General features: G+C 63.3%; 21 protein-coding genes. 11 read left to right on the forward strand and 10 right to left on the reverse strand.

Annotated elements, in window-relative coordinates:
* Positions 1-34 precede the first annotated feature (34 nt).
* The 4 genes from C0V78_RS13180 (at position 35) to glnA (ending at position 4,348) form a co-directional block, all read left to right on the forward strand.
* Positions 35-1,051: an aspartate carbamoyltransferase catalytic subunit gene (locus tag C0V78_RS13180; RefSeq protein ID WP_101798643.1), complete on the forward strand. Its 1,017-nt coding sequence runs from the start codon at positions 35-37 to the stop codon at positions 1,049-1,051.
* Positions 1,048-2,277, forward strand: a complete 1,230-nt coding sequence (locus C0V78_RS13185) for a dihydroorotase family protein (RefSeq protein ID WP_101798393.1) — start codon at positions 1,048-1,050, stop codon at positions 2,275-2,277. Before C0V78_RS13180 ends, C0V78_RS13185 begins: the two co-directional genes overlap by 4 nt.
* Before the next feature lie 256 nt (positions 2,278-2,533).
* Positions 2,534-2,872 carry a P-II family nitrogen regulator gene (locus C0V78_RS13190; protein ID WP_101798394.1) on the forward strand — a complete coding sequence of 113 codons (339 nt, stop codon included), beginning with the start codon at positions 2,534-2,536 and terminating at the stop codon, positions 2,870-2,872.
* A 66-nt stretch (positions 2,873-2,938) separates the two neighbouring features.
* On the forward strand, positions 2,939-4,348 hold the full coding sequence (glnA, locus tag C0V78_RS13195) for a type I glutamate--ammonia ligase (RefSeq protein WP_101798395.1): 1,410 nt from the start codon (positions 2,939-2,941) through the stop codon (positions 4,346-4,348).
* 79 nt (positions 4,349-4,427) lie between these two features.
* On the opposite strand, the gene C0V78_RS13200 is transcribed toward glnA, so the two are convergent.
* The 4 genes from C0V78_RS13200 to C0V78_RS13215 form a co-directional block, all read right to left on the reverse strand.
* Positions 4,428-6,713: a bifunctional diguanylate cyclase/phosphodiesterase gene (locus C0V78_RS13200; protein WP_101798396.1), complete on the reverse strand. Its 2,286-nt coding sequence runs from the start codon at positions 6,711-6,713 to the stop codon at positions 4,428-4,430.
* Between the two features lie 119 nt (positions 6,714-6,832).
* Complete coding sequence (locus tag C0V78_RS13205) at positions 6,833-7,684, reverse strand: arginyltransferase (protein WP_101798397.1); 852 nt, start codon at positions 7,682-7,684, stop codon at positions 6,833-6,835.
* A gap of 310 nt (positions 7,685-7,994) precedes the next feature.
* Positions 7,995-8,882, reverse strand: coding sequence for a TauD/TfdA family dioxygenase (locus C0V78_RS13210; RefSeq protein ID WP_254049946.1), 888 nt, complete (start codon positions 8,880-8,882; stop codon positions 7,995-7,997).
* Positions 8,883-8,974: 92 nt separating this feature from the next.
* Positions 8,975-9,556 carry a TetR/AcrR family transcriptional regulator gene (locus C0V78_RS13215; RefSeq protein WP_101798398.1) on the reverse strand — a complete coding sequence of 194 codons (582 nt, stop codon included), beginning with the start codon at positions 9,554-9,556 and terminating at the stop codon, positions 8,975-8,977.
* Between the two features lie 148 nt (positions 9,557-9,704).
* Here C0V78_RS13215 and C0V78_RS13220 point away from each other — a divergent pair, with 148 nt between their 5' ends.
* The 5 genes from C0V78_RS13220 (at position 9,705) to C0V78_RS13240 (ending at position 13,499) form a co-directional block, all read left to right on the forward strand.
* Entirely contained in the window at positions 9,705-10,448 is a 744-nt protein-coding gene (locus C0V78_RS13220; RefSeq protein ID WP_101798399.1) for a hypothetical protein, read from the forward strand.
* A gap of 66 nt (positions 10,449-10,514) precedes the next feature.
* Positions 10,515-10,685 carry a hypothetical protein gene (locus C0V78_RS14975; RefSeq protein WP_158241561.1) on the forward strand — a complete coding sequence of 57 codons (171 nt, stop codon included), beginning with the start codon at positions 10,515-10,517 and terminating at the stop codon, positions 10,683-10,685.
* Between the two features lie 128 nt (positions 10,686-10,813).
* Positions 10,814-12,877, forward strand: coding sequence for a hypothetical protein (locus C0V78_RS14815; RefSeq protein ID WP_144039918.1), 2,064 nt, complete (start codon positions 10,814-10,816; stop codon positions 12,875-12,877).
* Between the two features lie 83 nt (positions 12,878-12,960).
* Positions 12,961-13,200 carry a type II toxin-antitoxin system CcdA family antitoxin gene (locus C0V78_RS13235; RefSeq protein WP_101798402.1) on the forward strand — a complete coding sequence of 80 codons (240 nt, stop codon included), beginning with the start codon at positions 12,961-12,963 and terminating at the stop codon, positions 13,198-13,200.
* Complete coding sequence (locus C0V78_RS13240) at positions 13,200-13,499, forward strand: CcdB family protein (RefSeq protein WP_101798403.1); 300 nt, start codon at positions 13,200-13,202, stop codon at positions 13,497-13,499. The genes C0V78_RS13235 and C0V78_RS13240 overlap by 1 nt, the downstream gene beginning before the upstream one ends.
* A gap of 197 nt (positions 13,500-13,696) precedes the next feature.
* On the opposite strand, the gene lepA is transcribed toward C0V78_RS13240, so the two are convergent.
* From lepA to C0V78_RS13265, 5 genes are all read right to left on the reverse strand, one after another.
* A complete protein-coding gene (gene lepA / locus C0V78_RS13245) occupies positions 13,697-15,514 on the reverse strand; it encodes a translation elongation factor 4 (RefSeq protein WP_101798404.1) in 1,818 nt (605 codons plus the stop codon).
* 49 nt (positions 15,515-15,563) lie between these two features.
* Positions 15,564-16,766 (reverse strand): GNAT family N-acetyltransferase, encoded by a 1,203-nt coding sequence (locus tag C0V78_RS13250; RefSeq protein WP_101798405.1) that lies wholly within the window; start codon positions 16,764-16,766, stop codon positions 15,564-15,566.
* Positions 16,767-16,773: 7 nt separating this feature from the next.
* Complete coding sequence (locus tag C0V78_RS13255; RefSeq protein ID WP_101798406.1) at positions 16,774-17,667, reverse strand: hypothetical protein; 894 nt, start codon at positions 17,665-17,667, stop codon at positions 16,774-16,776.
* Between the two features lies 1 nt (position 17,668).
* Positions 17,669-19,858, reverse strand: a complete 2,190-nt coding sequence (locus tag C0V78_RS13260) for a bifunctional diguanylate cyclase/phosphodiesterase (protein ID WP_101798407.1) — start codon at positions 19,856-19,858, stop codon at positions 17,669-17,671.
* Positions 19,859-19,986: 128 nt separating this feature from the next.
* Entirely contained in the window at positions 19,987-22,500 is a 2,514-nt protein-coding gene (locus C0V78_RS13265) for an EAL domain-containing protein (RefSeq protein WP_371514446.1), read from the reverse strand.
* 359 nt (positions 22,501-22,859) lie between these two features.
* On the opposite strand from C0V78_RS13265, the gene C0V78_RS13270 reads away from it, so the two are divergent.
* Both C0V78_RS13270 and C0V78_RS13275 read left to right on the forward strand, forming a co-directional pair.
* Positions 22,860-24,182, forward strand: coding sequence for an FAD-dependent oxidoreductase (locus C0V78_RS13270; protein ID WP_101798409.1), 1,323 nt, complete (start codon positions 22,860-22,862; stop codon positions 24,180-24,182).
* A gap of 60 nt (positions 24,183-24,242) precedes the next feature.
* Positions 24,243-25,265: an acyltransferase gene (locus C0V78_RS13275; protein WP_101798410.1), complete on the forward strand. Its 1,023-nt coding sequence runs from the start codon at positions 24,243-24,245 to the stop codon at positions 25,263-25,265.
* On the opposite strand, the gene dnaN is transcribed toward C0V78_RS13275, so the two are convergent.
* Positions 25,246-26,364, reverse strand: coding sequence for a DNA polymerase III subunit beta (dnaN, locus tag C0V78_RS13280; protein ID WP_101798645.1), 1,119 nt, complete (start codon positions 26,362-26,364; stop codon positions 25,246-25,248). The genes C0V78_RS13275 and dnaN overlap by 20 nt on opposite strands.
* Between the last annotated feature and the right edge of the window lie 38 nt (positions 26,365-26,402).

Below are 26,402 nucleotides of genomic sequence, written 5' to 3' on the forward strand. Positions count from 1 at the left end.
GCGCGCCAGCACGGCGGAAAAGCTGCGGCAATTCATGCGCGACTATGGCACCAATCCCGCCGCCCACGCCTCGCGCTATCCGGCGGGCAGCCTCGCCTTTCCGCACCGCCATCTGCTCGGCACGGCCGGGCTTGCCCCGCACGAGCTGCTGTTCCTGCTCGACGAGGCGGAGCAATGGGTGGAGCTGAACCGCCAGCCCGAAAAGCGCGACAACCGGCTGCGCGGCATGACCATCATCAACGCCTTCTTCGAAAATTCCACCCGCACCCTGCTATCGTTCGAGATTGCCGGCAAGCGGCTGGGCGCGGACGTGGTCAACATGGCCGTGGCCACGTCCAGCGTGAAGAAGGGCGAAACGCTGATCGATACGGCGCTGACGCTGAATGCCATGCGCGCCGATGCCATGGTGATCCGCCACGGTTCCTCAGGCGCAGTTCGGCTGATCGCCGACAAGGTCGATTGCCCGGTGCTCAATGCCGGCGATGGCCAGCATGAGCACCCCACCCAGGGCCTGCTAGACGCGCTGACCATCCGCCGCGCGCTGCGCACCCGCGGCCGCGAGGAGTTCAACGGCCTGAAGGTGACCATCTGCGGCGATATCCTGCACAGCCGCGTTGCCCGCTCCAACATCCACTGCCTCACCACCCTGGGTGCCGATGTGCGCGTCTGCGCCCCGCCCGCGCTGATGCCGGCAGAGATCGAGCAGCTGAAGGTTACCGCCTTCCACGATTTCGATGCCGCTCTCGAAGGGGCCGAAGTGGTCATGATGCTGCGCTTGCAGAACGAGCGGATGCAGGGCAGCTTCATCCCCTCCCCTCGCGAATACCGCCATCTCTACGGGCTTACGCCGGAGCGGCTGAAACGGGCCGCGCCCGATGCCTTCATCATGCACCCCGGCCCGATGAACCGCGGCGTGGAGATCGACAGCATCGTCGCCGACCTGCCGGAGCGCTCGCTGATCACCACCCAGGTCGAAATGGGTGTCGCCATGCGCATGGCCTGTCTTGACGTGCTGACCCGCAGCGCGCGCGGAATGGAGGGCTGGGCATGATTTCGCAGCCGCTGACCATCACCAATGCAACGGTGCTGACGCCCGCAGGCCCGGTTTCGGGCGCGCTGCGGACCGAGGGCGACCGGATCGTCGCGATCGGCGCGGACCTTGCCCCGCAACCGGGCGACCGCGTGCACGATGCGCGCGGCCTGCTGCTCGCCCCCGGCCTCGTCGACCTGGGCGTCTTCGCCATCGACAAGCCGGCCTTCCACTTCGGCGGCATCACCCGCGCCGCGCTGATGCCGGACCAGAACCCGCCACTCGACCATCCGGCGCGGGTGCGGTTTGCCGCCAGCTCGGGCAAGCCGGACCTGTGGGTCCACCCCCTCGCCGCCGCGACGCGCGCGCTGGATGGCGAAGACCTCGCCGAACTGGCGCTGATGCGCGATGCCGGTGCCCGGGCGGTGAGCACCGGGCGGCGCTGGATCGGTGACAGCGGCACCATGCTGCGCCTGCTGCGCTATTGCGCGATGCTGGGCATGGTCGTCGTCAGCCATGCCGAGGACAGCGGGCTGGCCGGATCGGCCGTGGCCACGGCGGGTGAAATGGCCACCCGGCTCGGCTTGCCGAGCGCCCCTGCCGAGGCCGAGGCGCTCGCCGTGGCGCGGGACATCGCGCTGGCCGAAATATCGGGCGCACGGCTGCATTTCCGGCAAGTGACCACCCGCGCCGCGCTGGCGCTCGTCCGCGCGGCCAAGGCGCGGGGCCTGGCGGTGACGGCAGGCGTCACCCCGGCGCATTTCATGCTTTGCGACAATGCGATGAGCGATTTCCGCACCTTCGCGCGCCTCTCTCCGCCGCTGCGCTGCGAGGACGATCGCCGCGCGGTGATCGAGGCGGTCGGTGATGGCACGATCGACGTCATTTCCTCGGGCCACGATCCACGCGGGCCGGAAGACAAGCGCCTGCCCTTTGCCGATGCCGAACCGGGCATGGCGGGCGCAGAAACGCTGCTGCCGCTGACCCTCACCCTGGTGCGCGACGGCGTGATCGGGATCGCCCGCGCCTTCGAACTGCTCGCCACCAATCCGGCCATGCTGCTGGGTGTCGATGCCGGGCGGCTTGAGCCGGGAATGCAGGCCGACCTCGCGGTGATCGATGCCGAAAAGCCGTGGATCGTCGATTCCGACCGGATGGCCGCCGCGGCGGGCAACACGCCCTTCGATCGCCAGCCGGTCCAGGGGCGCTGCGTGGCGCTGTTCAAGGGTGGCGCGCAGGTGGCCTGAGCAGCGCCTGCCCACTTTTTAGGCACACCTGCCCATAATTTGAGCAACGCAAGGGCCGGGGGCGGCGCAAGTCCGTTTCGCAGGAAATCATCGGTGCGACACGAATCTTGCGATTCCCCCTCTTTCGCGTGGCTTGCGCATGGCCTAGGGCCTAAGCGGGGCCTCTGGCACGATTCTTGTTAAGAGGATTGCGCAGTGGCGTAGGAAGCCCGGCCCGCCCAGGCGGTGCCGGCCATGCGCGCAGGGAAAGAGCAACGTGAAAAAGATCGAAGCCATCATCAAGCCGTTCAAGCTCGACGAGGTGAAGGAAGCGCTGCACGAAGTGGGCGTCTCCGGCATCACGGTGACCGAAGCCAAGGGCTTTGGCCGCCAGAAGGGCCACACCGAGCTCTATCGCGGCGCCGAATACGTCGTCGATTTCCTGCCCAAGGTTAAGCTGGAAGTCGTCGTTCCCGACGATCTCGCCGACCGCACGGTCGAAGCTATCGCCAATGCCGCCCAGACCGGCCGCATCGGCGACGGCAAGATCTTCGTCATCCCGGTGGAGAAGGCAATCCGCATCCGCACCGGCGAGCGCGACGACGACGCAATCTGAACAAGTACCCCCTGAACAACCTAAACCCCCACCCGATGACGGGCCGGGAAATTCGAAGGACGTAAAATGGCCAGTGCAAAGGACATCCTGAAGCGGATCAAGGACGAAGAGATCGAGTGGGTCGATCTGCGCTTCACCGACCCCAAGGGCAAGTGGCAGCACCTCACCATGGTCGCTTCGCTGCTCGGCGAGGGTGAACTGGAAGACGGCCTGATGTTCGACGGTTCGTCGATCGAAGGCTGGAAGGCGATCAACGAATCCGACATGATCCTGAAGCCGGACCTGGATTCGGTCTATGTCGATCCGTTCAGCGCCACCCCGATGCTGATCGTCAACTGCGACATCGTCGAGCCTTCGACCGGTGACCTCTACGGCCGCGACCCGCGCTCCACCGCCAAGCGCGCCGAAGCCTTCGTCATCTCCTCGGGCGTGGGCGACACCGTCTACGTCGGCCCGGAAGCCGAATTCTTCCTGTTCGACGACGTGCGCTTCTACGACGGCTACGACGGCAACGGCTTCAAGATCGACGACATCGAACTGCCGACCAACTCGAACCGCGAATACGAAGCCGGCAACCTGGCTCACCGTCCGCGCGCCAAGGGCGGCTACTTCCCCGTCGCGCCGGTCGACTCCTGCGTCGACATCCGCGGCGAGATGGTTTCGACCATGATCGAAATGGGCCTGCCCTGCGACAAGCACCACCACGAAGTGGCCTCGGCCCAGCACGAGCTTGGCCTGACCTTCGGCACGCTCGTCCAGACGGCTGACCGCATGCAGGTCTACAAGTACGTCGTCCACCAGGTCGCCCAGGCCTATGGCAAGACGGCCACCTTCATGCCCAAGCCGATCATGAAGGACAACGGATCGGGCATGCACACGCACATCTCGATCTGGAAGGAAGGCAAGCCGCTGTTCGCCGGTAACGGTTACGCCGGCCTGTCGGACATGTGCCTCTACTTCATCGGCGGCGTCATCAAGCACGCCAAGTCGCTGAACGCCTTCACCAACCCGACCACCAACAGCTACAAGCGCCTGGTTCCGGGTTACGAAGCCCCCGTGCTGCTGGCCTATTCGGCCCGCAACCGTTCGGCTTCGTGCCGCATCCCCTATGGCACCGGCGACAAGGCAAAGCGCGTGGAATTCCGTTTCCCCGACGCGATGGCCAACCCCTACCTGTGCTATTCGGCGCTGCTCATGGCCGGCCTCGACGGGATCAAGAACAAGATCCACCCGGGCGAAGCCATGGACAAGAACCTGTACGACCTGCCGCCGGCAGAGCTCGCCCAGGTTCCGACCGTCTGCGGTTCGCTGCGTGAAGCGCTGGAAAGCCTCGAAGCCGATCACGACTACCTGCTGCAGGGCGGCGTGTTCACCAAGGACCAGATCGATTCCTACATCGAAATGAAGTGGCCCGAAGTGATGCGTTGGGAAACCACCCCCTCGCCGGTCGAATTCGACATGTACTACAGCTGGTAATTCCGGCTTTCGGTAACACCGAGGAAGGGCGTCCGGGGCAACCCGGGCGCCTTTTTGCTTATGGGCTTCCTTATGGGCTTCAGCCCGCAGCCAGGCGCAGGCGCGGCACACCCGCAGGGCGGACCAGCGCCGCGGCGCGGTCCATCGGCATGGCGCGGGCGTGGAGATGCCCCTGCACCAGTTCGCAGCCCGATGCCTCTACCAGCTGCTGCTGGAGCAGCGTTTCCACGCCTTCGGCCACCACCTTCATCCGCAGCGTGCGGCCAAGGTTGACGATGGTCTTGAGGATCGCCTGGCCATCAAGGTCGTTCTCGATCCCCTGCACGAACGACCGGTCGATCTTGATGCGGTCGAACTGGAACGAACGCAGGTAGGAGAGCGAGGAAAACCCGGTGCCAAAATCGTCGAGCGCGATGCGGAAACCCATGTCGCGCAGATCGCCCAGCAGGGTCAGCGTGCGGTCGGAATTGTCGAGCAGCACGCCTTCGGTAATCTCGAACACGAAGCGGGCCGGATCGATCCCGGCTTCGTCGATGCTGGCGCGAAGCTGCGGCAGGAAATCGCGCGCGGCAAGGTGCAGCGGGGAAAGGTTGATCGAAATCTCGGCATCGCCAAAGGCGGCGCTGTCGGCAAAGACGCGGCGGATCACCCAGTCGCCCAGTTGCGGCATCAGCCCGCAATGTTCGGCCAGCGGCACGAAGGTTCCCGGCGAAATATCCCCCCGGTCGGGGTGATGCCAGCGGACCAGCGCCTCGAAGCTCACCACCCGGCGATCGGCAACGTGGACGATCGGCTGGTAATGCATTTCCAGCCCTTCCCCGGCGATGGCGCGGCGCAGTTCCACTTCCATGTCCTGCCGCCAGCGGATCGAAGCGTTCATGTCCTCGGTGAAATAGCGGAACCTTCCGCGCCCGCGCTGCTTGGCGCGGAACAGGGCAATGTCCGCCAGCCGCAACAGCTCGTCCGGCTCCTGCGCCAGATCGGGTGCCCAGGCGATGCCGCAGCTGGCGGTGACCGGCAGCGAGGTTCCCTCGATCAGGAAGGGTTCGGCAAAGGCCGCCATGATCCGCTCGCCCAGCAGGCTTGCCTGTTCGGTTCCCGGCACGTTGCGGTGAACGATGGCAAATTCATCGCTCGCCAGCCGCGCCAGCACGTCTTCCGGTTCCAGCACGGCTTTCAGCCGCGCCACGGCCATGGCCAGCACCTCGTCCCCCAGCGGGTGGCCGATGGTATCGTTGATCGCCTTGAAATGATCGAGGTCGATATAGGCAAGAAAGACCGCCTCGCCCGCATCGAGCCTGCCGAGCGCCTCGTTCACCCGGCGCATCATCAGCTTGCGATTGGGCAGGCCCAGCATGGGATCGTGCAGGGCATCGCGCTGCGCCTGCGCCTCGCGCCGGGCCGATTGGCGGGCGAGTTGCAGGGCCTGGCGGATCACCACGCCGCCGATGCCCAGCGTCAGCAGGAAAAAGACCAGGTAGGTGCCCAGCAGCGGCATGGTCTGCGCCGAAATGGTGGCGCCGACATCGTCCGATTGCCAGCCCAGCCAGCCGAGCGCTTCGCCATCGGGCGAGCGCAATTCCAGCGAATTGCCGCTGGCCGGCTCGCTGGCCGACCAGTCCAGATCATCAAGCAGCAGCGACTTGCCCAGCGTCGCCAGCGCCATAGCATCGAGGTGGCGAACAGCGACAAGGTGGTTGGGCGTGCCGCGCAGCGCCGCGAACTGCGTATCGGGCAGGATCGAGGCGATGGTGACGATTGCCAGCCCGCCATCGTCGCGCGCCAGCATGCCCGACCAGCGGGTCAGCGGGCGGCCATCGGCGCCCACCGGCCAGTTGGTGTCGACCAGGTGGCGATGCCCGGCAATCGTGCCAAGGACCGAGCGGTTATCCGCCATGGCCTTCAGACGAGCGGACACCACGGGCGCCAGCAGGTCATATTCCTGGCTGCCGGTACGCACGCCGCGCGTCCAGGCCGCCAGCATGCCGCCCCCGGGCGAGACGACATAGACATCGTCCGCCTCGAAACTGCTCCACAGGAATCCGCCAAGGTTGGTATCGGCCCACTTGTCGTCGATCGGCCGGTCTGCCCGGCCGACGCGCGCGAAGGCCTCGTCCCAGGTAACCTGCACCCGCATGGCATCGGCCGAACTGCGGATCAGCCGCTCGATCTGGTTGCCCAGCATGACGCGTTCCTTGCCGCGCACTTCGCTGTCCGCCACCCGCGTCGCGCGGATGAACCCGCCATAGACCGCCGCGGAAAAGATCACGAGGACCACCAGCACCGTCAGCAGCAGCCCGCGCATCACGGGATGCACGCCGGGCAGGCTGCGCAAGGGCAGCAGAAGCTTGGACAGGCTTTTCACCGCGGCAAATTGCCACCAAAGTGACGAAAAACCCGTTAACTTGATTTTACACGGAATTTCCTGCGAAATCCGGCCGCAGGAAACGCGGAATTAACCAATGTTGCCCGCGCCGGACGGCTTCAGCGAGAGGCGGAACACAGGTCTGTCGCGGTGTTGACCGCATCCTTGCTGCCCAGCCCCCGCGCCTCTTCGCGCGCCAGACCGGCGGCGGCGGCGATCAGCCGGTCCTGATCCTCGTCCGACAGGCGGTGCCAGCCATCGCGGGTCAGCTGTTCCATCGGGCGGTAGCGCACCTTGTAGGCCATGCGCGAGGATCCCTCCACCCAGTAGCCCAGGTAGACATAGGGCAGCCGGGCCGCAGCCGCGCGGTGGATATGATCGAGGATGATGAAGTTGCCGAGCCCCGCGCGCGTCGGATGGGCGGGATCGTAGAACGAATAGATCATCGACAGGCCATCGCCCTGCCGGTCAGTCAGGCAGGCACCCACCAGCCGCCCCGGAGTGACGCCATCGGGCGAAGGTTCGCGGTATTCGATGACATGGCTGGTGACCGGGGTGTGTTCGACCATGTCGGCGAAATCGACCTCGTCCATCGCCGCCATGCCGCCGCCGGGGTGCCGCGCGGCAAGGTAGCTGCGCAGCAGTTCGTACTGCTCCTCGGTCGACCAGGGGCGGCACTCAGTAACCACAAGGTCCGAATTGCGCTTGAAATTGCGGCGCTGGGTGGAGGACGGGCGGAACTCGTCCGCCACCACGCGCACCGAAACGCAGGCGCTGCAATCGAGGCACGAGGGGCGATAGGCCACCGTCTGGCTGCGGCGGAAGCCGATGCGGCTGAGCGCATCGTTAAGCGAATCGGCGTGCGGCCCGCGCAGTTCGGTGAACACCTTCCGCTCGCTCTTGCCGGGCAGGTAGGGGCACGGGCTGGGGCTGGTGACGAAGAAACGGGGGAAGCGAACAGGTGCCGTCACGCGACTTCAAGCTCCTCGGTTACCGTCCCTCCACGCCCCATGCGCGGATGCATTGGCATACATATGCCGACACCTAGGCAGGAGTAAAAGTCCCTTAACCAAGAATCGCGGTTAATCCTGCGACAATTCGGCCCGCAGGCCATTGAATGCGGGGCAATCCCCTAACCATAATGGATGAGATCGCCTGTGGCGGCACCCTGTGACCGGGTCTGCCAGGCCGGCGCCAGATGCGACAAGGGGCGCGCCCTCCACTCGGACGCGCCCCTTGCATGGATCCCGGGGGACTGGTCCCGGGGATCGGTTTGGCCGCTTAGCTGAAGGCTTCGTCGCCCAGCAGGATCGTGCGCTTGAGCAGGCGGCCGCAGTCCGGATCATAGGGCATGGCGCGGTGCAGCGTGCCGGTGTTGTCCCACATCACGCTGTCGCCCACTTCCCACTCGTGGGCATAGTGATAGGGCTCGCTGGTGGCATGGTCGCGCAGGCCGTGGAGGATGCGGGCGCTTTCCTCGAAATCCTTGCCGACGACATTGCGCGCCGTGTTGCCCAGGACCAGGCTCTTGCGGCCGGACTTGTGCTCCCACACCAGCGGCAGTTCCTGGGTGCCCTTCGACATCCAGTCCTCAAGCTGCTCGATCGACGGTTCGGGCGTATGGTACAGCTGCGAGACCCACATGGCGTGGACCACGCGCAGCGGATCGATCTTGTCCTTGGTTTCCTGCGGCAGGTCCTCGTAGGCGGCGTAGCAGTTCGAGAACTCGGTATTGCCGCCCCAGGTGGGCAGGACCTTGCTCGTCAGGATCGAGCCGCGCACCGGCACCGGGTTCATCGTTCCGTCGATGTGCCAGTAGAGCGAACCCTTGAGGTATTCGATCACCGACTTGTGGTGTTCCTTGGCATCGAGCGAGATCGAGAAGATCGCCCCGCCATCGACGCCGATCTCGGTGGCATTGCCGCCCAGCGAGTTGGTGAACTGGATCTGCTCCTGCTCGGAGAAGTGCAGCTGCTTGAACACGAGCACGCCGCGCGCCTCGAGCAGTTCGTTGATTGCCGGGGAAAGCGCGCCGGAAAGCAGCTCTTCCTTGGTATTGAGCACGCGCGCGCCGATCTTCGGCTTGATTTCCTCGTAGCGCAGCTTGGCGGTGGTCATCACGTTCATGACATCGGCTCCCATTGCCTGCCCGGCCGAATCGACCGGCATTGTTGAACACTTGTTCAGCAACGGGATATGGCGAGGCCGCCTGCCCCGCCTTGATCTGGATCAAGCCCCTGCGCCGGCGCGGGAGCGAAGGGTCAGGGCGTGTCGGAGCGCAGCCGCGCCAGCCAGTTCTCGAACCACGCGGTCGCCTCGGCATGGCCGATGCCGGTGCCCATGCCGGCCTCCATCACCAGGCTGCGGCCCAGCGCGGCGATCAGCGCGACGAGCACCACCGGCGGCACCTCGCTCGCCCGGTCGCCCAGCGCGCGTTCCACCACCTGCAGCTGCAGCGCATGGGTCTGCCCGGCGTGTTCGGCCATGGCCGCCTGCAAGGACTTGCGGTGCGTGGCCATGGCGATGAACTCGATCATCAGCGCGGTGCGGGTGGTGTCGATGGTATAGCGCCACAGCGCCAGCAGCGGCTCGGGATCGGCCAGCGCCTTTTCCAGCTCGGCATTGGCCCATTCGGCACAGCGGCGATAGACGGCCAGCATCAGGTCGTCGGTCGTCGGGAAATAGTAGTGGACGAGGCTGGGCTTCAGCCCCGCGCGCGCTGCCACGCGCCGGGTGGAGGCGGCGGCATAGCCCTCTTCCACCAGCACCTGCTCGGTCGCCTCGAGTATTGCCGTCCGCGTTGCTGAAGTTTCCGCGCCAACGCGGCGCCTTGGTTCCGCCATCTCAGCCTTGATCCCCTATCCGCCGGATCGGTTAGGCCAATGCACCGGGCGGCGCAAGCGCGCCACGGCAGATTCGCGCTGTCCTACACACCCGGGGATGAGGCAATATCGGCGATTTCCCGCCCCTGCCAAGGACATGCCCCGTTCCATGACCGTCGACAAGCGCCGCCCCCGCGCCCGCCCCGGCCAGCTGCCGGACTTCGCCCCCGTGCCCCGCCATTACAACCGCCACGATGGCTGGACGCCGGAACGCCAGCGCGGCTTCATCGCTGCCCTGGCCGATACCGGCAGCGTCAAGTCCGCCGCCGCCCGCGTCAACATGTCGGCCGAAAGCGCCTATCACCTGCGCCGCCACCCCGATGCCGCCAGCTTCCGCAAGGCCTGGGAGGCCGCCCTCGCGCTCGGCGTCGAGCAGCTGGAAGACCTCGCCATGGAACGCGCCATCCACGGCCACCAGGTGCCCGTCTATTCCTATGGCAAGCTGATCGGCAGCCGCACGGTCTATAATGACCGGCTGCTGATGTTCCTGCTGCGCAACCGCGCCCCCACCCGCTTCGCCGCCGATGGTCGGGTGACCGCGCGGCGCAGCGGCATCGGCAGCCCGATCGCCACCGAGCTTTCCCGCCACAAGCGCAAGTGGCGCAAGGAATGGGAGGCCGAACAGGCCGAACGCGCCGCGCGTGAGGGCGAAGAGGCCGCCCGGCGCATGAACGCCAAGCTCGGCCGCATGCACCAGCACTGGCTGGCCGGCATGAGCGAGCGCACCCGCGAAGCCTGGCTCGCCTACAAGCGCATCGAGGCCGAGGAAAACGGCGAGGTGTTCCACGAACCCGAACTGCCGCAACTCCGCTGGGCCGAGGACGAGGAGGAGCAGGGGGTGGAGAGCGACTGACCGCCCCTGCCCCTGTCACCCCTGCCCCGTCACCCCTGCGAACACCCAACCGGAAAGACCGCCCCCATGACCATCCGCCTGATCCCCGACCTCCTCAAACAAGGCGACCGCGAACTCGGCCTCGGCCAGCGCCGCCGCGAGAAAGTGATCGTCCCCATGCCCGCCATCGACAACCCAGATGGAGTGGAAGCGCGGGCGTGGCGGGAATGGATGGAGAGGGTGGATGGGCATTCTTGAATGCGCAAGTCACTGTCCGACTACCAAAGTAACCGGACGACGCATTGAAGCTCACCAATTCACCAAAAATCTCGTGTAATCTGAATCATCTGCCGATACTGAGCATCGTAATCGGGAGGAAGCCAATCGTGACGAGCCTAACGGAAAATATCGTCAATCGCGTCGATAAACTGCCGAAGCCGGGGAATTACGCGCAAGCTCTCCAGCCCGTCTTTGAAGCAATTAGTAATTCGAGATACGCAATTTTCGATCGTTTTGAAGACGAAGCGGTCACAAAAGGTCAAATATCTGTTTTGGTTAGCAAACTTGCATCGCCTGCCGATGTTGAAATTATCGTTCAGGACAATGGAGTTGGGCTAGACGAGACCCGCTTCAAAGCGTTTTGCGTTGTCGATACTGATTACAAGAAATCTAAAGGCGGCAAAGGGGTAGGTAGACTATTCTGGTTGGATGCTTTCAAAATTATAGATGTTTCAAGCAAATTCGGTGACGCAGATGGCGACCGGCGATCATTCAAATTCATCCTCCGTGACGCAAACCAAATTGAAAATAATCCAACGGATATGAAGCGAGACACAGTTGGAACTTCGGTCATTTTTTCAGGCCTGAGAGACAACGAGTACATTCGAAATTTCCCAAAGAGAGAAGATGTCTTTTTGAGATATTTTTCCTCTCACTTCATTTCCGATTTTTTGATGGGTGTAAGCCCTACTATCAACGTCGTCATCGATGGCAAATCGACGAAGTTTCCGGCAGCAGTTCGAGATCTCGTCGCTCAGGACTTTGAATCGATTTCCTGGGAATCGGAGCGCTATGGCGTGATCTCGGCGACCGGTTTTCTTTGCGATGTAACCGCAAGTGCGGGCCTCGACGGTCGACACCAAGTGCATTTGCTTGCTGATCATAGAACCGTTGAGAGCCGCAAAGTGGATGGCTTGATTGGTCTGGGCCCTATATCGACTGAAGCGTCAGATGACCTTTGCTTACATGTCTGCGTTGACTCCCCATACCTAGATGCCCGTGTAAATGAAGGCAGAACTGCATTCAATATTCCGGAATCTGAGCTTAAAAAGATAACTAGAGAAATTGTCGACAAGGTGAAGTCTGAGTTCATCAAGGAACAGATAGCGAAATACAAAATAGTACGGGCAGAGAATTACAGAGAATTTATACAGAGTTATCCAATTTATGACTACGATGACCCTGAAACTCAATTGGAAAAGGTTTCATTTGGGGCGAATTCTCCGGAAGAATTTGCGGCGGGATTGGTGAAAGATCAAATTCGACAAGAAGAAGAGAGAAAGAAAAATCTTCAATCGATCATTTGTGAGATCTCAGAGGGCGAACTTGATTCTGCTGATTTTTCAAAAACTATCATTAAAGTCGCTGACGAGTTGCAAAAGTCAGAAAAGCTTTCTCTTGCTCAGCACGTAGTTAGACGTAAAATGATAATTGACCTTATGGAAGTTCTACTCAAGAGGTACCGAAAGGTTGGGGACCGCGAAGATCATTATCTCGAAAAGACGGTTCATTCCGTCCTCTGCCCTACCGGCGTAAACTCAAAGGACTCAAGCAAACTTGTCGCAAGATCGCATGACTTGTGGGTCGTGGACGAACGACTTGCATTCAGCAGAGCGTTCGCATCGGACAAGCGGATAGACGGCATCCTGTCGGATAACGACTCGCAATTGCGACCCGATATTATTGTTTGGGATATCGCATACGGGCTCGCGTACTATGACGACGAGGAAGGTGAGGTCGATGTATCAAAGCCCGTGAATGAAATGATGATCATTGAACTCAAGAAGCCTATGCGGTCGAACTATAAGAAATACGAAGATAACATAGAACAACAGATAATAAAGTACATTAATGAACTAAAGGGCGGCGCCATCGAAGGTTTTGCCAGGGACCGCGTTCGCATTAAGGAAGACTGTATTTTCCACTGCTTTGTGGTTGCCGACCTTGTTGGTGATTTAAAGGTGCAGCTCGGTGGGTGGGCGAAAACGCCAGATGGCGAAGGTAGATACCGTCCACTCCAAGGTGACCATCGCGGCTCAATCACCGTGATCCAATGGAAAGATCTTATCAACGATGCATGGATGCGTAATCAAAGCACACTGAATGCAGCAGGCTTGAGGCGGACCTCAAGGCTTATTTCGGAAATGCAGGACCGTCTCGCGGCGGAATAATTCCCATTCCGCATGATGCGTGAGCCTTGCCCCAGGTCGGAACTAAAATTGACCCGCACACCATATGCGCATAAAACACACGCATGAACCACTCTTCTAGGCTTCCGCGCCAGCGCACCAATCTGACGCTTGATCCAGTCAAGCTAGAAGCCGCGCGCCGCCTCGGCATCAACCTCTCCGAAGCTGCTGAGCGCGGCCTTGAAGTGGCGATCCGCGAGGCGGAGTCGGCGCTTTGGCTGGCGGAGAATGGCGAGGCAATCCGCAGCAGCAATGCCTGGGTTGAAGAGCATGGCCTTCCGCTGGCGGGTAAGCGGCTGTTCTGATGGCGCGCTTTGATGTGTGCCGCATGGCCGGTTCGGGCCTGCTGGTTGTCGATTGTCAGGCTGACCTTCTGGCTGATCTCAATACGCGGGTGGTTGCGCCATTGTTGCCAGTGCACTCCGCCCCCAAGCCAGCACGGAACCTCAATCCGGTTCTGGAGGTCGAGGGCGAGCGGCATGTGATGATGACGCAGCAGCTTTCCGCCGTCGAGCGCCGGGAACTGGGCGCGCGGGTGGGTTCGCTGGCGGAGCATGAGCGCGAGATTGTGAACGCGCTGGATTTTCTGCTGACGGGGGTTTGAGGCGGCGCGCAGCCTTTCTCCGCCACGCGCCGTTCCGCGATTGCGGGGCAATCGCTCCATTCGCCACGTGCGGTGGCCTTCGGCCAGCTTCGCTTCCGAACCTCGGCGCTATGCACCGAGGCCGGCCGGGTCGGGTGATGCGCTGACGCGCACCGGCTTCTTAGCTACCGTTGCTGCGCAACGTCGCTAAGGCGCCTTCACTCCTCCCCCATCCTAAGCGCCGCGATAAACGCCTCCTGCGGGATCGACACGTTGCCGTATTCCCGCATCCGGGCTTTCCCCTTCTTCTGTTTTTCCAGCAGCTTCTTCTTGCGCGTGATGTCGCCGCCGTAGCACTTGGCGGTCACGTCCTTGCGCATGGCGCTGATGGTTTCGCGGGCGACGACCTTTCCGCCGATGGCCGCCTGGATGGGAATCTTGAACAGGTGGCGGGGGATGAGGTCTTTCAGGCGTTCGCACATGTGGCGGCCGCGGGCCTCTGCGGCGGAGCGGTGGACGATCATGCTCAACGCGTCGACCGGCTCGTTGTTGACGAGGATGCCCATCTTGACGAGGTCGCCTTCGCGCAGGCCGATCTGTTCATAGTCGAAGCTGGCATAGCCGCGGCTGATGCTTTTCAGGCGGTCATAGAAATCGAAGACGACTTCGTTGAGCGGCAGTTCGTAGCTCACCTGGGCGCGGCCGCCCACGTAAGTCAGGCCGGTCTGGATGCCGCGCCGGTCCTGGCAGAGCTTGAGGATCGAGCCGAGGTATTCGTCGGGCGTGTAGATCACCGCCTTGATCCACGGTTCCTCGATCGTTTCGATGCGGCTGGGATCGGGATAGTCTGCCGGGTTGTGCAGCAGGATCTCGCGCGCGTCGTCGGTCTTCGATTTGCGCAGCTGGATGCGGTAGACGACGCTGGGCGCGGTGGTGATCAGGTCGAGGTCGTATTCGCGCGTCAGGCGTTCCTGGATGATTTCCAGGTGCAGCAGGCCAAGGAAGCCGCAGCGGAAGCCGAAGCCCAATGCGGCGGAGCTTTCCATTTCGAAGCTGAACGAGGCGTCGTTGAGCCGCAGCTTGGCGATGCTCTCGCGCAGCTTTTCGAAGTCTGCCGCGTCGACCGGGAAGAGGCCGCAGAACACCACGGGCTGCACTTCCTTGAAGCCGGGGAGCGGTTCGGCCGCCCCGCCCTTGGCCAGGGTGATCGTGTCACCCACGCGGGCCTGCGCCACTTCCTTGATCTGCGCGGTGATGATGCCGATTTCGCCGGGGCCGAGTTCCTCGAGCACTTCCAGCTTGGGGGTCATGCAGCCGACGCGGTCGATCAGGTGTTCGGTGCCGCCGGCCATGAACTTCACGTTCAGGCCCTTCCTGATCACGCCGTCGATCACGCGCACGAGGATGACGACGCCGAGGTAGGGATCGTACCAGGAATCGACCAGCATGGCCTTCAGCGGCGCGTTGCGGTCGCCCTTGGGCGGGGGGATTTTCGTGACGACGGCTTCGAGCACGTCGGCGATGCCGATGCCGCTTTTGGCCGAGGTGAGGACGGCTTCGCTTGCATCGAGGCCGATGACCTCCTCGATCTCGGCCTTGACCTTTTCGGGTTCGGCGGCGGGCAGGTCGATCTTGTTGATGACGGGGACAATCTCGTGATCGTGCTCGATCGACTGGTAGACGTTGGCGAGGGTCTGCGCCTCTACCCCCTGCGCGGCGTCGACCACCAGCAGCGCGCCCTCGCAGGCGGCGAGGCTGCGGCTGACCTCGTAGGCGAAGTCGACGTGGCCGGGGGTGTCCATGAGGTTGAGCTCATAGGTCACGCCGTCTTTGGCGGTGTATTTGAGGCGCACGGTCTGCGCCTTGATGGTGATGCCGCGCTCCTTCTCGATGTCCATGTTATCAAGGACTTGCGCGCTCATCTCGCGCTCGGAGAGGCCGCCGGTGTGCTGGATCAGCCGGTCGGCAAGCGTCGACTTGCCATGGTCGATGTGAGCGATGATGCTGAAGTTGCGGATCTTGGCGAGGTCAGTCATCCCGGCCCGTTAGCAGCGCTCACGAACGCTGTCACCACGCACCCCGCATTCACCGCACCGGCTTCACCGCATGCCACAGCGACTGCAACCCCGACAGCCCCCCATGCACCAGCCTGCGCCCCCTGCCGCCAATCGCGATATGGCAATCGAACAACTCGCGCCGATCCGGCCACATGCGGTTGATCGACTCCTGATCCGGTGAAGCACTGCTGTCGAAATGCCCCTCCCCCCGTTCGCATATCAGGCGGGTCAGATTTTTCAGGAGCAACTGGCCCGGCGCAAAACGCGCAAACTTTTCATCATGCGCACGCTTGAAACCGCATGACCATTCGGACCCGATGAATTGGGTGGTCATGGCAATGCATTGCCCAGCCGCCTCCAGCCACGACACTTCGAAGCGACCCCGCACCGCAGCGGCATGTGCCGCCTGCGTAAAGAAGGCACGGGTCGCAACGTCCCGATCAAGCGCCGACCCGGCCGAACCTTTCCACCCCGCAGCCTCGATGGCGAGGAAACGGCCAATCAGCTGCAAAATGACCTCAGGATCCCGCGACGAGTGCAGATGCACGGGATCGCCCACCTCTTCGCCCAGCTGGCGCTCAAGACTTTCCAGGCGCCGGCGCAGCTTCGGTTTGAATGCAGCCTCGGCACGGGCCGATGCATTGCGATCCGCGTGGATGCAGGCGCGGGAATAGCGGCGGCTTATACGCCAGGAGCGCCCCTCTTCGGCTAGCACCCTTACGAGCGCTTCATTGGCGGGATCATCTGCCGGCAGGCCTTGCATGCACAAGGATACGGCCGGACCGTCTGTGCGATCGACCCCGGCAAGGAGCCCACGCCAGAACTGCACTTCATAGCCGGCGCGAACCAAGGGCGTACCGTTGAACTGGTTGGCGTGCTGCCAGCTGGACAGGTTAGGCCAGATGGCCCGACCATGGCGCCAGGAGCGATGGACGGGCAGCACACCAAGCCACTTGCCCGCAATATCCACTACTACCGCCAGAACCGCTCGCTTATCGCGGTCGCAATGGGCCAGCGAAATGCGCATCAACCAAGGCTCTGCGAACACACTGTCGCCCGACCGGTTATGGCCAAGGTCATCCCATTGGGCTTCGTCGGCCGGATCGATACGGTGCGGATCGACCAGCCGCAAATGCATGGCACCTCCGATCGAATTGCCTGCGCCTGTCCTGACCGGCGGAGCGAGCTTTTCCGCCGCGATTGGCGGGGGCGGGTAAAGCTCGTTGATCATGGCGCTGTTATTTCAGGCCAAGGCGTTGCATCGCCCGCCAGGCCAGCGATTTGGCCGCAACGCCCGTCGGGAAGGAACCGCGATAGGAGGGCGTGATGCCAAACCGGCGCATGGCGGCGCTGAAGCGGGTGGCATAGTCCAGATCGAGGCATTCACGCGTTCGCCAGACGATAGAGAGCGAAACGGAGACCTGATCGCCGTTCTCCACCCAATGCGGCACCTTGTAGGGCACATAGATCGCATCGCCCGGCTCCATGGCCTTGACGCGGGCATCGGTCAGCCAGTTCGGGTTCCATTCCAGCATGTTGTTGCTGGTCGCGAAGAATTGCTCCTGCACTTCCGGGCTCAGCCATGGCGACCCGAGCGGGCAAGTGGCGAACTTCTTGTTTCCGGCGATGTGGAACAGGATGTTGTGCTCGGCATCAAAGTGATAGGGCGTGAAGGCACCGGGCGACGACATGAAGATGAAGGAATTCGTGGAAATCACTTCATCGCCATGAGCCGCGATGATCGGCTGGAGCGAGGCGGTCAGGTCCGCAATGATCTCGGCATAACCGGGCACCCGCGTCAGGTCGCCGAACATTGCCCAACGGTTCGACTTGCCGAGGTTGCGGATTGCATCGGCGACGCTGCCTTCGGCCGGGTCGGCGAAATCGAACTCGTCGCCAATGCCATCCCCGCCCATGCGCACTTCGGCATCTTTCGGATTGCCCGTGTCAAGAATGGTGGCGACTTCGGCCAGCGCATCTAGCGTGAACAGCGGATTTCCGGCCAGGTTGTGCGAAAAGTCGCTCACCGCCTTGCGATAGGCTTGGTTGACCAGCGCAAGCTGATCCGCATCGACACATGCATTTTCGCGTCCCGCCGCGTTGAGGAAATCGCGCGGAGAGTCGAGTTTCATGTCAGGCAGCCTTCCCGTGCTGCCGCGACAGGTCGGCGCTGGCGAATCTGGGCAGGTTGATGCCGCCTGTGGTATTCAGCGCGATTACGCCGCCGCCGGAATTGCCGTTGGTCGGCATGCCCATGGCTTCAAGCAGGTGGCGCGGCACACGGTGGCGGGTGCACAGCCCACCCGCGCCATCGTCAACCAGCGAGGTTTCGAACTCGAGACCCTGAAGTGAGCCTTCCGAACGCCGCACCGTGGCAACGATCAGTTGCCCCTCGCCCAGGTCAACGACGAACTGGGTCCCCACGGGCACATCCGCGAGGCCTTCGATCGAGGCACCGCTGCGGCTGAGGTTGCGCATGATGACGTCGTAGCGGAAATCCTCATGGATCACGCCGACGCGGCGATAGACAGAGCGGCGATCGCCCTGCTGGCGGTTGGGATCGTCGGGCTTGATCACCCATTGCCCGGTGGTCAGCGCCTCGCCCACTTCCTCATCCGAACAGGGCGGCGAGTAGATGTAGCCCTGGATCAGGTCGATGCCGAGATCCTGGATCGTCTTCAGTTCGCCGCGCGTTTCGATGCCCACGGCCACCGCTGCCATGCCGAGCTTGTCGGTTAGCGTTGCAATGGCAGCCGCGATTGCGGCGCTGCGGCTTCTCGGCTCGGTCATTTCTTGGACGACGTTCGGATCGATCTTGACCTTGTCGAACCGGTGGTTGCGCAAGTGCCCGAGCGGCGATGCCCCCGCGCCGAAATTGTCGAGCGTCACCTTCACGCCAAGGTGGCGCAGTTCCGAGAAGCCTTCCTGGATCAGTTCGTCACCAAGGCCGAAGATCGCTTCGCCAAATTCAAGTTCAAGCCGCTCGGGGGAAAGCTCGCTTTCTGCCAGAGCCTGGGTCAGGCCGGCAATGAACCCGCGATGCGCGAAATGGGCTGGCGCGATGTTGACGGCAACCGGCAGGCTGCCCGGCCAGTGCGCCGCTGCCATGCAGCTTTCGCGGATGGCCCATTCGCCCAGCGAGACGATCAGGTCCGATTCCTCGGCGATGGGGACCAGCACCGAGGGCGGCAGTTCGCCGAATTCCGGATGTTCCCAGCGCATCAGCGCCTCGAATCCTGTAACCGTGTTCGACTTTGCCGAGACGACGGGCTGGAACGCCAGCCGGATCTGACCCTGGCTAAGGGCTTCGCGCAGGTCTTCCTTCAGCACCTTGCGCTTTTCGGCATTGTTCTGCAGCTCGATCGAGAAGAAGCGGAACTGTCCGCGCCCGCCGCCCTTGGCGGCATAAAGCGCAAGGTCGGCATTGCTCACTAGTTCTTCGGCGGTAGAGCCATCGAACGGCGCGATGGCGATGCCAATCGAAGCCCCGATCACGCAGCGCGAGCGGTCGATCGAATAGGGCTGGGAAACCAGCGCGATCACTTTCTTCGCGATATCGCCCAGCTTGCCGCGATCGTCGCAATCGGGAATGATGATCTCGAACTCGTCGCCGCCCAGGCGTCCGATCTCGCCGTCCTTGCCGATCACGCCGCGCAGGCGCTCCGCCACCTGCTTGAGCAGGGCATCGCCCACCGGGTGGCCCAGCGTGTCGTTGACCTGCTTGAACCGGTCAAGGTCGATCATCAGCAGGGCACAGGGGCGCTGGCTGCTCTTGAAGGCGTTGAGCGTGGTCTCCAGCCGCTGCGTCATGGTGAAGCGGTTGCACAGGCCGGTAAGCGAATCGAAGCGGGCCAGACGCGAGGTGTCGCGCTGTTCGCGCAGCTGCGCGGTCACGTCGATGCCGTTGCCGCGAAAACCGAGGAAGGCGCCATCGGGATCCGTCTGGGGACGGCCGGAGATCGACCACCAGACTTCCTGATCATCGATACGGGCACGCAGTGAAAGATCGGAAAAGCTTTTGTGCGAGGCGAGCGCTAGCGGCAGGGTCCGTCCGCTCTGGCCTGCCGATTCCTGTTCGGCATGGAACAGCGAGCTGATTGGCTTGCCGACAAGATCGCGCGGTTCCGCGCCGAGGACGCGAGCCGCACTGGCAGAGATATAGCGCAGGGTGCCCTGGGCATCGGTCGTCCAGAACCAGCCCAGCCCCGATTCCTCGTAATCCCGCAGCGCCGCCAGCGCCTCACGCTCCTCGTCGACCGAAAGCACGTGCTGTGCCTCGTTCGCCGATGCGTTTCGCCGGAATGCGCCAAACCGCTTGATCATTGTATCCCCAGGCTCAGAACCAGAACGTCAACGGCGCGGCCCTGCGGGTATTCCTAGGGGAAACTGGTAAACCAAGATTTAAGAAATACGGGCAAACGCGCAGGACTTGCCCCTAATCCGGAACAGGATCAGCCAGCCTTGCGCAGCCTGATTCCATCGGGTCCGACAGGACGGCGCTTTTCGGGCATCAGGACGATGCGGCCCGCCTCGTCGACATCGAGAGGCTGGCTGAATTCGATGCCCATGCGATCGTCCTTGCTCCACCGGGCCGTCACGGTGAGCACCTGCCCCTCGCCCAGTTCCAGCGAGAAGACAGTGCCCGGCGGCACGTTCCACAGGCCGGAAACCAGCGCACCCGTCGTCGAGATATTGCGGATCGTCGCTTCGTAGCGCTCGGTGCCGTATTCCAGGCTGACCTTGCGCAGCATGGTCTGGCGGGGCGGACGGGCAGAGCGCGGTCCGTTGGCGACCACGCCGAGGCCACGGGCCATGAGCTGGCTGGCATCCTCGGGCGTCAGCGGCTTGGCATAGATATAGCCCTGGACATGGCTGCAGCCGAGCATGCGCACGAGATCCAGCTCATCCAGCGTTTCCACGCCCTCCGCTGTCGTTTCCATGTCGAGCGCTTCGGCCAGGCTGACGATCGACGAGATGATAGCGCCATTCCGGCTGCCCTGGATGGTCGCGCCGCGCACGAAGGACTGGTCGATCTTGATCTTGTCGAACGGCGCCTTCTTCAGATAGCCCAGCGAGGAATAGCCGGTGCCGAAATCGTCGAGCGCCAGGCGCACGCCGATGCGCTTCAGCGCCGCAAACATCGCATCGGTGCCTTCGCTGTCGTTGAGGAATACGCTTTCGGTAATCTCCAGCTCAAGACGGTTCGGGTTGATCTGCGCGGCGGCAATGGCGTTGGTTACCACCGAAGGCAGCGTCGGGCTGGCGAACTGCAGCGGCGATACGTTCACCGCCACGCGAACGCCCTCGGGCCAGCGGGCGACATCGCGGCAGGCAGTGCGCAGGGCCCATTCGCCGATCTGGACGATCAGGCCGGCGTCCTCGGCAATCGGGATGAACTTCGCCGGGCTCAGCTGGCCACGGACCGGGTGGTTCCAGCGGAGCAATGCCTCGAAACCGGTCACCTTCTCGGTCGTGGTCGAAACAACCGGCTGGTAATACAATTCCAGACCGCCATTGGTCAGGGCGTCGCGCAGGTCCTGCTCCAGCTGGCGGCGCTCCTCGGCGTCGGAATGCAGGTCCTGGGCATAGAAGTGGTGGCGTCCGCGCCCGCCATCCTTGGCGGCATAGAGCGCAAGGTCGGCATTGCGGATCAGCGCTTCGGAGGTCACTCCGTTCTCGGGCGACATGGCGATGCCGACCGATGCGCCGATGACCACACGATGGCCCTCGATCGAATAGGGCTGCGAAAGCGCCTCGATCGCGCGCTCGGCAAGTTGCGCCAGCACGGCGTTCTGCACGCGGCCCGGGATGATGACCTGGAACTCGTCGCCACCCAGACGCCCAACGCGCCCGGCGCGATCGACAACGCGCTCAAGCCGCTGCGATACCTGCGTAAGCAAGGCATCGCCCGCCGGGTGGCCCAGCGTATCGTTGACCTGCTTGAACCGGTCTAGGTCGATCAGGAATACCGCACAGGCGCGCTGCTCTTCCTGCCGCGCGGTCAGGATCTTTTCCAGCATCTGCGACATCTGGAGGCGATTGGCGAGGCCGGTCAGCGAATCGTAATGCGCCAGCCGGGTGACCTTCTCCTCCGAGCGGCGGCGCTCGGTCAGGTCGCTGCCCGAACCGCGAAAACCCTGGAAGTTGTTGAACTCGTCATAGACCGGCAGGCCGTTGATGGACCACCAGCGCTCCTCGAAGTTCTTGGTGGCAGCGCGGACCGCAAGTTCCTGGAACGAGGAACGGGTCGAAAGGTGGAAGGCGAGCGTGCGCTCACCCTCACGCGAGTGGTCATCAAGGATAAACAGTTCGGTAAACGGCCGCCCGACAAGCCGCGCGGCATCGCGGCCGATCACCTCGCCGATGGTGGGCGAGACATAGGTGATCGAACCGCGCCGGTCGGTTTCCCAGAACCAGCCCTGGCGCGTCTGCTCGAAGTCGTTGAGAATCAGTTCTGCGCGGTGCTGCGCGCGTTCCACGGCGATCTGGCGTTCCTGCATCGCACGGTTTTCCCGCGCCTGACGGATCGATGCATAGGAACCGATCACCGCGCCCGCGGCGAGCACGAGAATCACCACGGGATCGCGCGTCACCAGCACCAGCCCGACCCAGAGCGAAAGCTGCGCGGTGACCAGCGCGGGAAGGCGATTGGCGCAGAAAATCGCCGCCATCATGCCGACCACGGCCATGGTCGCAAGGCTGGTAGCGCCGCCCTCTCCCTGCACGTCGGCGTTCCATACGGCCATGGCGACGCCGAACAGCAGCATCGGCAGGCCCACCGCAATGGTAAGCGCTGCGGCCTTGGTTCGCGGCTCGAGCGGCTTGTTGCGCTCGAAGCGGGCGAGCCACTTGCCGGCCGAAGCGAGCAAGGCTGCCATGATCACGCAGGTTAGCGTTGCCTGCGGGGGAAAGGAGAAGGAAAACAGGCTGTTGGCAACCATTGCCGAGAGCAGCAGCGGCCCCATGATCCACCAGTCGCGAGCGAGCTGGTGCTGAGCAACGATCCGTTGGGAGCGCGCCGCGACGGTGCTTCCAGACTTGCGCGAGGAGCCCACCGCAATCGGCTTCTGAGCAGCGGCTGGCGCAGGCGGTTGTGCACGCGCGTCACCGCGCGGATGCTCTTGCCGCAGACCCGTTTCGTTACTCATCCTTCCCAGTTGCCAAATTGCATTTGAAAAACGGTTAATTGCGCCCGGTTTCTCGCCTGCTCGGCGCACCGTTACGGATGGATCGCGGGCGCGTGCGAAAAAATCGCAGATTTGGCTTGCGCATCGGCCCGATTCGGATTGCAAAGGAGCAAAGATACGAATGACTGGGGTGAGGCATGCGGCATATTGCGATCATCGGTTCGGGCCCGGCCGGTTATTACACAGCAGAAGCGGCGCAGAAGCAGTGGGGGGACGATGTCCTCGTCGACATCTTCGACCGCCTCCCCGTGCCCTTCGGGCTGATCCGCACGGGCGTTGCCCCCGATCACCAGTCGATCAAGGGCGTTTCCAAGCGATATGAAGCCGTTGCGCTTTCGGAAAACGTCCGCTTCCTGGGCAATGTCACCGTCGGCCAGGACGTGTCGATCGCCGAGCTTGAGGCCATGTACGACGCCGTTGTCCTCGCCACAGGCGCACCGCATGACAAGAAGCTGGGACTGGAAGGCGAAGACCTGGCCGGCGTGCATGGCAGCGCGGCATTTGTCGGCTGGTACAACGGCCACCCGCAGTTCGCCACGCTCGATCCCGACGTCACCGGCACGCAGGCCGTGGTTATCGGCAATGGCAACGTCGCGCTCGACGTAGCCCGCATCCTTGCCAAGACCCGTGCCGAATTTGCCGGGAGCGACATTGTGGCCCATGCGCTTGACGTGCTGGAGGGGTCACGGATCGAACAGATCACGATCCTTGGCCGGCGCGGACCGCACCAGATTGCCATGACCACCAAGGAACTGGGCGAACTGGCCCACCTTTCCCGCGCCTGCCCGCGCGTCGATCCGGCAGACCTGCCCGATGAAGGCGAGGATGCCCTTCTCGAACCCGGCCAGCGCAAGGCGGTGACGCACCTGCGCAGTTTCGCCGCAATTCCCGAAAGCCACCGCGCCGACAAGCCGATCGAGATCGAATTCGATTTCTTCGCTGCGCCCAAACGCATCATCGGGGATGGCAGCAAAGTTACCGGGGTGGAGGTTGAGCGTACGCGGCTTGATGGCGGCCGCGCCGTCGGCACGGGGGAAACCTATGTCATTCCCGCCAGCCTTGTCATTGCCTGCATCGGTTACCAGACCTCGCCAATTCCTGGCGTTCCCTTCGAGGAGGGAGCAGGCCGCTTTGCCAATGTCGATGGCCGCATCCTGCCGGGGCTGTACTGCGTCGGCTGGGCGCGTCGCGGCCCTTCCGGCACGATCGGCACCAACCGTCCGGACGGCTTTTCGGTTGTCGAGCGGATCGTCGAGGATTTTGAATCGGGCGCGGGGCAGGGCGGAAAGCCCGGGCGCAGCGCTTTCGATGCGCTGGCCGAGCAGCGGCAGCTCAAGATTGTTCGCTATCGCGACTGGCAAAAGATCGACGAGGCCGAAGTGGCCCGCGCGCGCGAGGATGCCCCCCGCGAAAAGTTCGTGCACGTCGATCACATGATCGAGGCGGCCGGCAAGCACTGAACCGGCATAACCTGCCGTTTACCATGATGGCCTAGATCGGGCGGCCGAAGGAGCCGCCGGATGAGTGCCGCCACGACGCCTGCCCCACGCCCGTCCGCCCCCTTTCCGGCGCGGATGGCAACGCTCGATGCATTGCGCGGGACTGCGGCGATCCTCGTCATGCTGGATCACATGGACAACTGGTTCCCCGGACTGGCCTTGCTGCCCATGCCGGGCGGCTACCTGGCCGTGGACCTGTTCTTCGTCCTGTCTGGCTTCGTCCTGGCGCGTGCCTATGAACCCCGCTTTGCCGCCGGACTGCAACTGGATCGCTTTGTCCGCCTGCGCCTTGCCCGTGTCTGGCCGATGGCGGGGCTTGCAGCCCTGTTCGCCGTGCTGGTTCACGGCGCCCATCCGGCCATGGCACTGCTGGTGCCCGATTTCCGTTCGGCCGAGGGTCTCTTCCCGGCCAACCCGCCGATGTGGTCGCTGCTCTTCGAACTGCTGGTCAACGTGGCATGGGGGGCAATCGCCCTCCACCTGTCAAACCGGGCGCTCGGCGCGCTGGTTGCTGCCAGCGGCCTTGCCCTTTGGTCCCTAATTCCAAGCACCGGCCTGTCCGAAATCGGCGCTTTCTGGTCGACTGCCGGGGCGGGACTGGTCCGTACGCTGTTCTCGTTCAGCCTGGGGATCGCCCTGTACCGCCTCCACGCGCGGCACGGCACGGTGCGGGTTTCACCTTGGATTGCGTGGCTGGCGGCGGCTGCGCTTGTCGCGGCGCTCGCTTTCGATCCGGCAAGGCGCGGACTGTGGGACGCCCTGTGCGTCTTTGTGATACTGCCCGCGCTGGTCTGGCTGGGGGCCTGCCACGAGATGCCGCAGCGACGCACCGCAAGCGCCCTGGGCGACCTATCCTATCCGCTCTATTGCATCCATGTTCCGCTGCTGGTGCTGCTGCCCGAGAACAGCGGCGCGATTGCGGCGGGAACGCTGGGCCTGATCGCCCTTGCCTGGGCGCTGGACCGCTGGTTCGACAGGCCCTTGCGGGCCCTGCTGACCGGCTGGATCAGCCGGCCTGCAAGGATCAGACCCGCATCGGCATGAGGACGTAGAGCGAAGGCGCCTTTTCATCCTTGCGGATCAGCGTCGGTGCACCGGCATCGGCCAGGTGAAGTTCCACCGTATCGCCATCGATCTGGGCAAGGATGTCCTTGAGGTAGTTGGCGTTGAAGCCGATCTCGATGCCTTCGGCCTTGTAGTCCGCCGGCAGCTCTTCCGCCGCCGTGCCGTTGTCCGGCGAGGTAACCGAAAGCGTGACGCGATCGTTGTCCAGCGCGATCTTGACGGCGCGGGTCTTCTCGGTGGCGATGGTCGCCACGCGATCGACGCCTTCATAGAAGCTGCGCGGATCGAGCCGCAGCAGTTTGTCATTCCCGGTGGGAATAACGCGGCTGTAATCGGGGAAGGTTCCGTCGATCAGCTTGGAGGTCAGCACGACGCCGTTCTCACCGCCCAGGGTGAAGCGCACCTTGGACGCGGAAAGATCGATCAACACATTTGTATCGAGCGATTCTTCCAGCAGCTTGCGCAGTTCGGCAACGCATTTGCGCGGCACGATCACGTCCGGCATGCCCTCTGCACCGTCGGGCCGCTTCAGCGTATAGCGGGCAAGGCGGTGGCCATCGGTGGCGGCAGCCTTCAGCTCGTCATCGGTGACGTGCAGGAAAATGCCGTTCAGGTAATAGCGCGTTTCCTCCGTGCTGATGGCAAAGCGGGTGCGGTCGATCAGTTCGGCCAGCGTAGCGGCGGGCAGTTCGAAGCTGGTCGGCAGGTCGCCTTCAACGATAACGGGAAAATCGTCGCGCGGCAGGGTCGGCAGGCTGAAGCGGCTGCGCCCGGCCTTCACCGTCATGCGGTTGTCCGAGACTTCGAGGCTGACCTGCGAACCGTCGGGCAGCTTGCGGGCAATGTCGAACAGCAGGTGGGCGGAAACGGTGATCGCACCCGGCACGTCGACGGAAACGGCGCCCATCGTCTCGACGACCTGGATGTCGAGGTCCGTCGCCATCACCTTGACGGCACCGGCGCCCGATGCCTCGATCAGCACGTTCGACAGGATCGGAATGGTATTGCGTCGTTCGACGACCGACTGGACGTGCGACAGGCACTTCAGCAGCGTCGCGCGTTCGATTGTGGCTTTCATCTCGTCCGCTTCCCCCTCGGGCACGCAAGAATCGGCTG

Origin of the sequence: Novosphingobium sp. TH158 (assembly GCF_002855555.1) — a bacterium.
In the GTDB taxonomy this organism is placed as follows: Bacteria; Pseudomonadota; Alphaproteobacteria; order Sphingomonadales; family Sphingomonadaceae; genus Novosphingobium.

Bases quoted from the DNA above. Each gene is read 5' to 3' on its own strand.
- lepA (WP_101798404.1), bottom strand. From the start codon at position 15,514: ATGACTGACCTCGCCAAGATCCGCAACTTCAGCATCATCGCTCACATC.
- C0V78_RS13220 (WP_101798399.1), top strand. From the start codon at position 9,705: ATGACCGTCGACAAGCGCCGCCCCCGCGCCCGCCCCGGCCAGCTGCCG.
- C0V78_RS13185 (WP_101798393.1), top strand. From the start codon at position 1,048: ATGATTTCGCAGCCGCTGACCATCACCAATGCAACGGTGCTGACGCCC.
- C0V78_RS13240 (WP_101798403.1), top strand. From the start codon at position 13,200: ATGGCGCGCTTTGATGTGTGCCGCATGGCCGGTTCGGGCCTGCTGGTT.
- C0V78_RS13270 (WP_101798409.1), top strand. From the start codon at position 22,860: ATGCGGCATATTGCGATCATCGGTTCGGGCCCGGCCGGTTATTACACA.
- C0V78_RS13235 (WP_101798402.1), top strand. From the start codon at position 12,961: ATGAACCACTCTTCTAGGCTTCCGCGCCAGCGCACCAATCTGACGCTT.
- C0V78_RS13180 (WP_101798643.1), top strand. From the start codon at position 35: ATGCGCGACTATGGCACCAATCCCGCCGCCCACGCCTCGCGCTATCCG.
- C0V78_RS13275 (WP_101798410.1), top strand. From the start codon at position 24,243: ATGAGTGCCGCCACGACGCCTGCCCCACGCCCGTCCGCCCCCTTTCCG.
- C0V78_RS13260 (WP_101798407.1), bottom strand. From the start codon at position 19,858: ATGATCAAGCGGTTTGGCGCATTCCGGCGAAACGCATCGGCGAACGAG.
- glnA (WP_101798395.1), top strand. From the start codon at position 2,939: ATGGCCAGTGCAAAGGACATCCTGAAGCGGATCAAGGACGAAGAGATC.
- C0V78_RS13250 (WP_101798405.1), bottom strand. From the start codon at position 16,766: ATGATCAACGAGCTTTACCCGCCCCCGCCAATCGCGGCGGAAAAGCTC.
- C0V78_RS13210 (WP_254049946.1), bottom strand. From the start codon at position 8,882: ATGCCGGTCGATTCGGCCGGGCAGGCAATGGGAGCCGATGTCATGAAC.
- C0V78_RS13215 (WP_101798398.1), bottom strand. From the start codon at position 9,556: ATGGCGGAACCAAGGCGCCGCGTTGGCGCGGAAACTTCAGCAACGCGG.
- C0V78_RS13265 (WP_371514446.1), bottom strand. From the start codon at position 22,500: ATGGGGCCGCTGCTGCTCTCGGCAATGGTTGCCAACAGCCTGTTTTCC.
- C0V78_RS14975 (WP_158241561.1), top strand. From the start codon at position 10,515: ATGACCATCCGCCTGATCCCCGACCTCCTCAAACAAGGCGACCGCGAA.
- C0V78_RS13255 (WP_101798406.1), bottom strand. From the start codon at position 17,667: ATGAAACTCGACTCTCCGCGCGATTTCCTCAACGCGGCGGGACGCGAA.
- dnaN (WP_101798645.1), bottom strand. From the start codon at position 26,364: ATGAAAGCCACAATCGAACGCGCGACGCTGCTGAAGTGCCTGTCGCAC.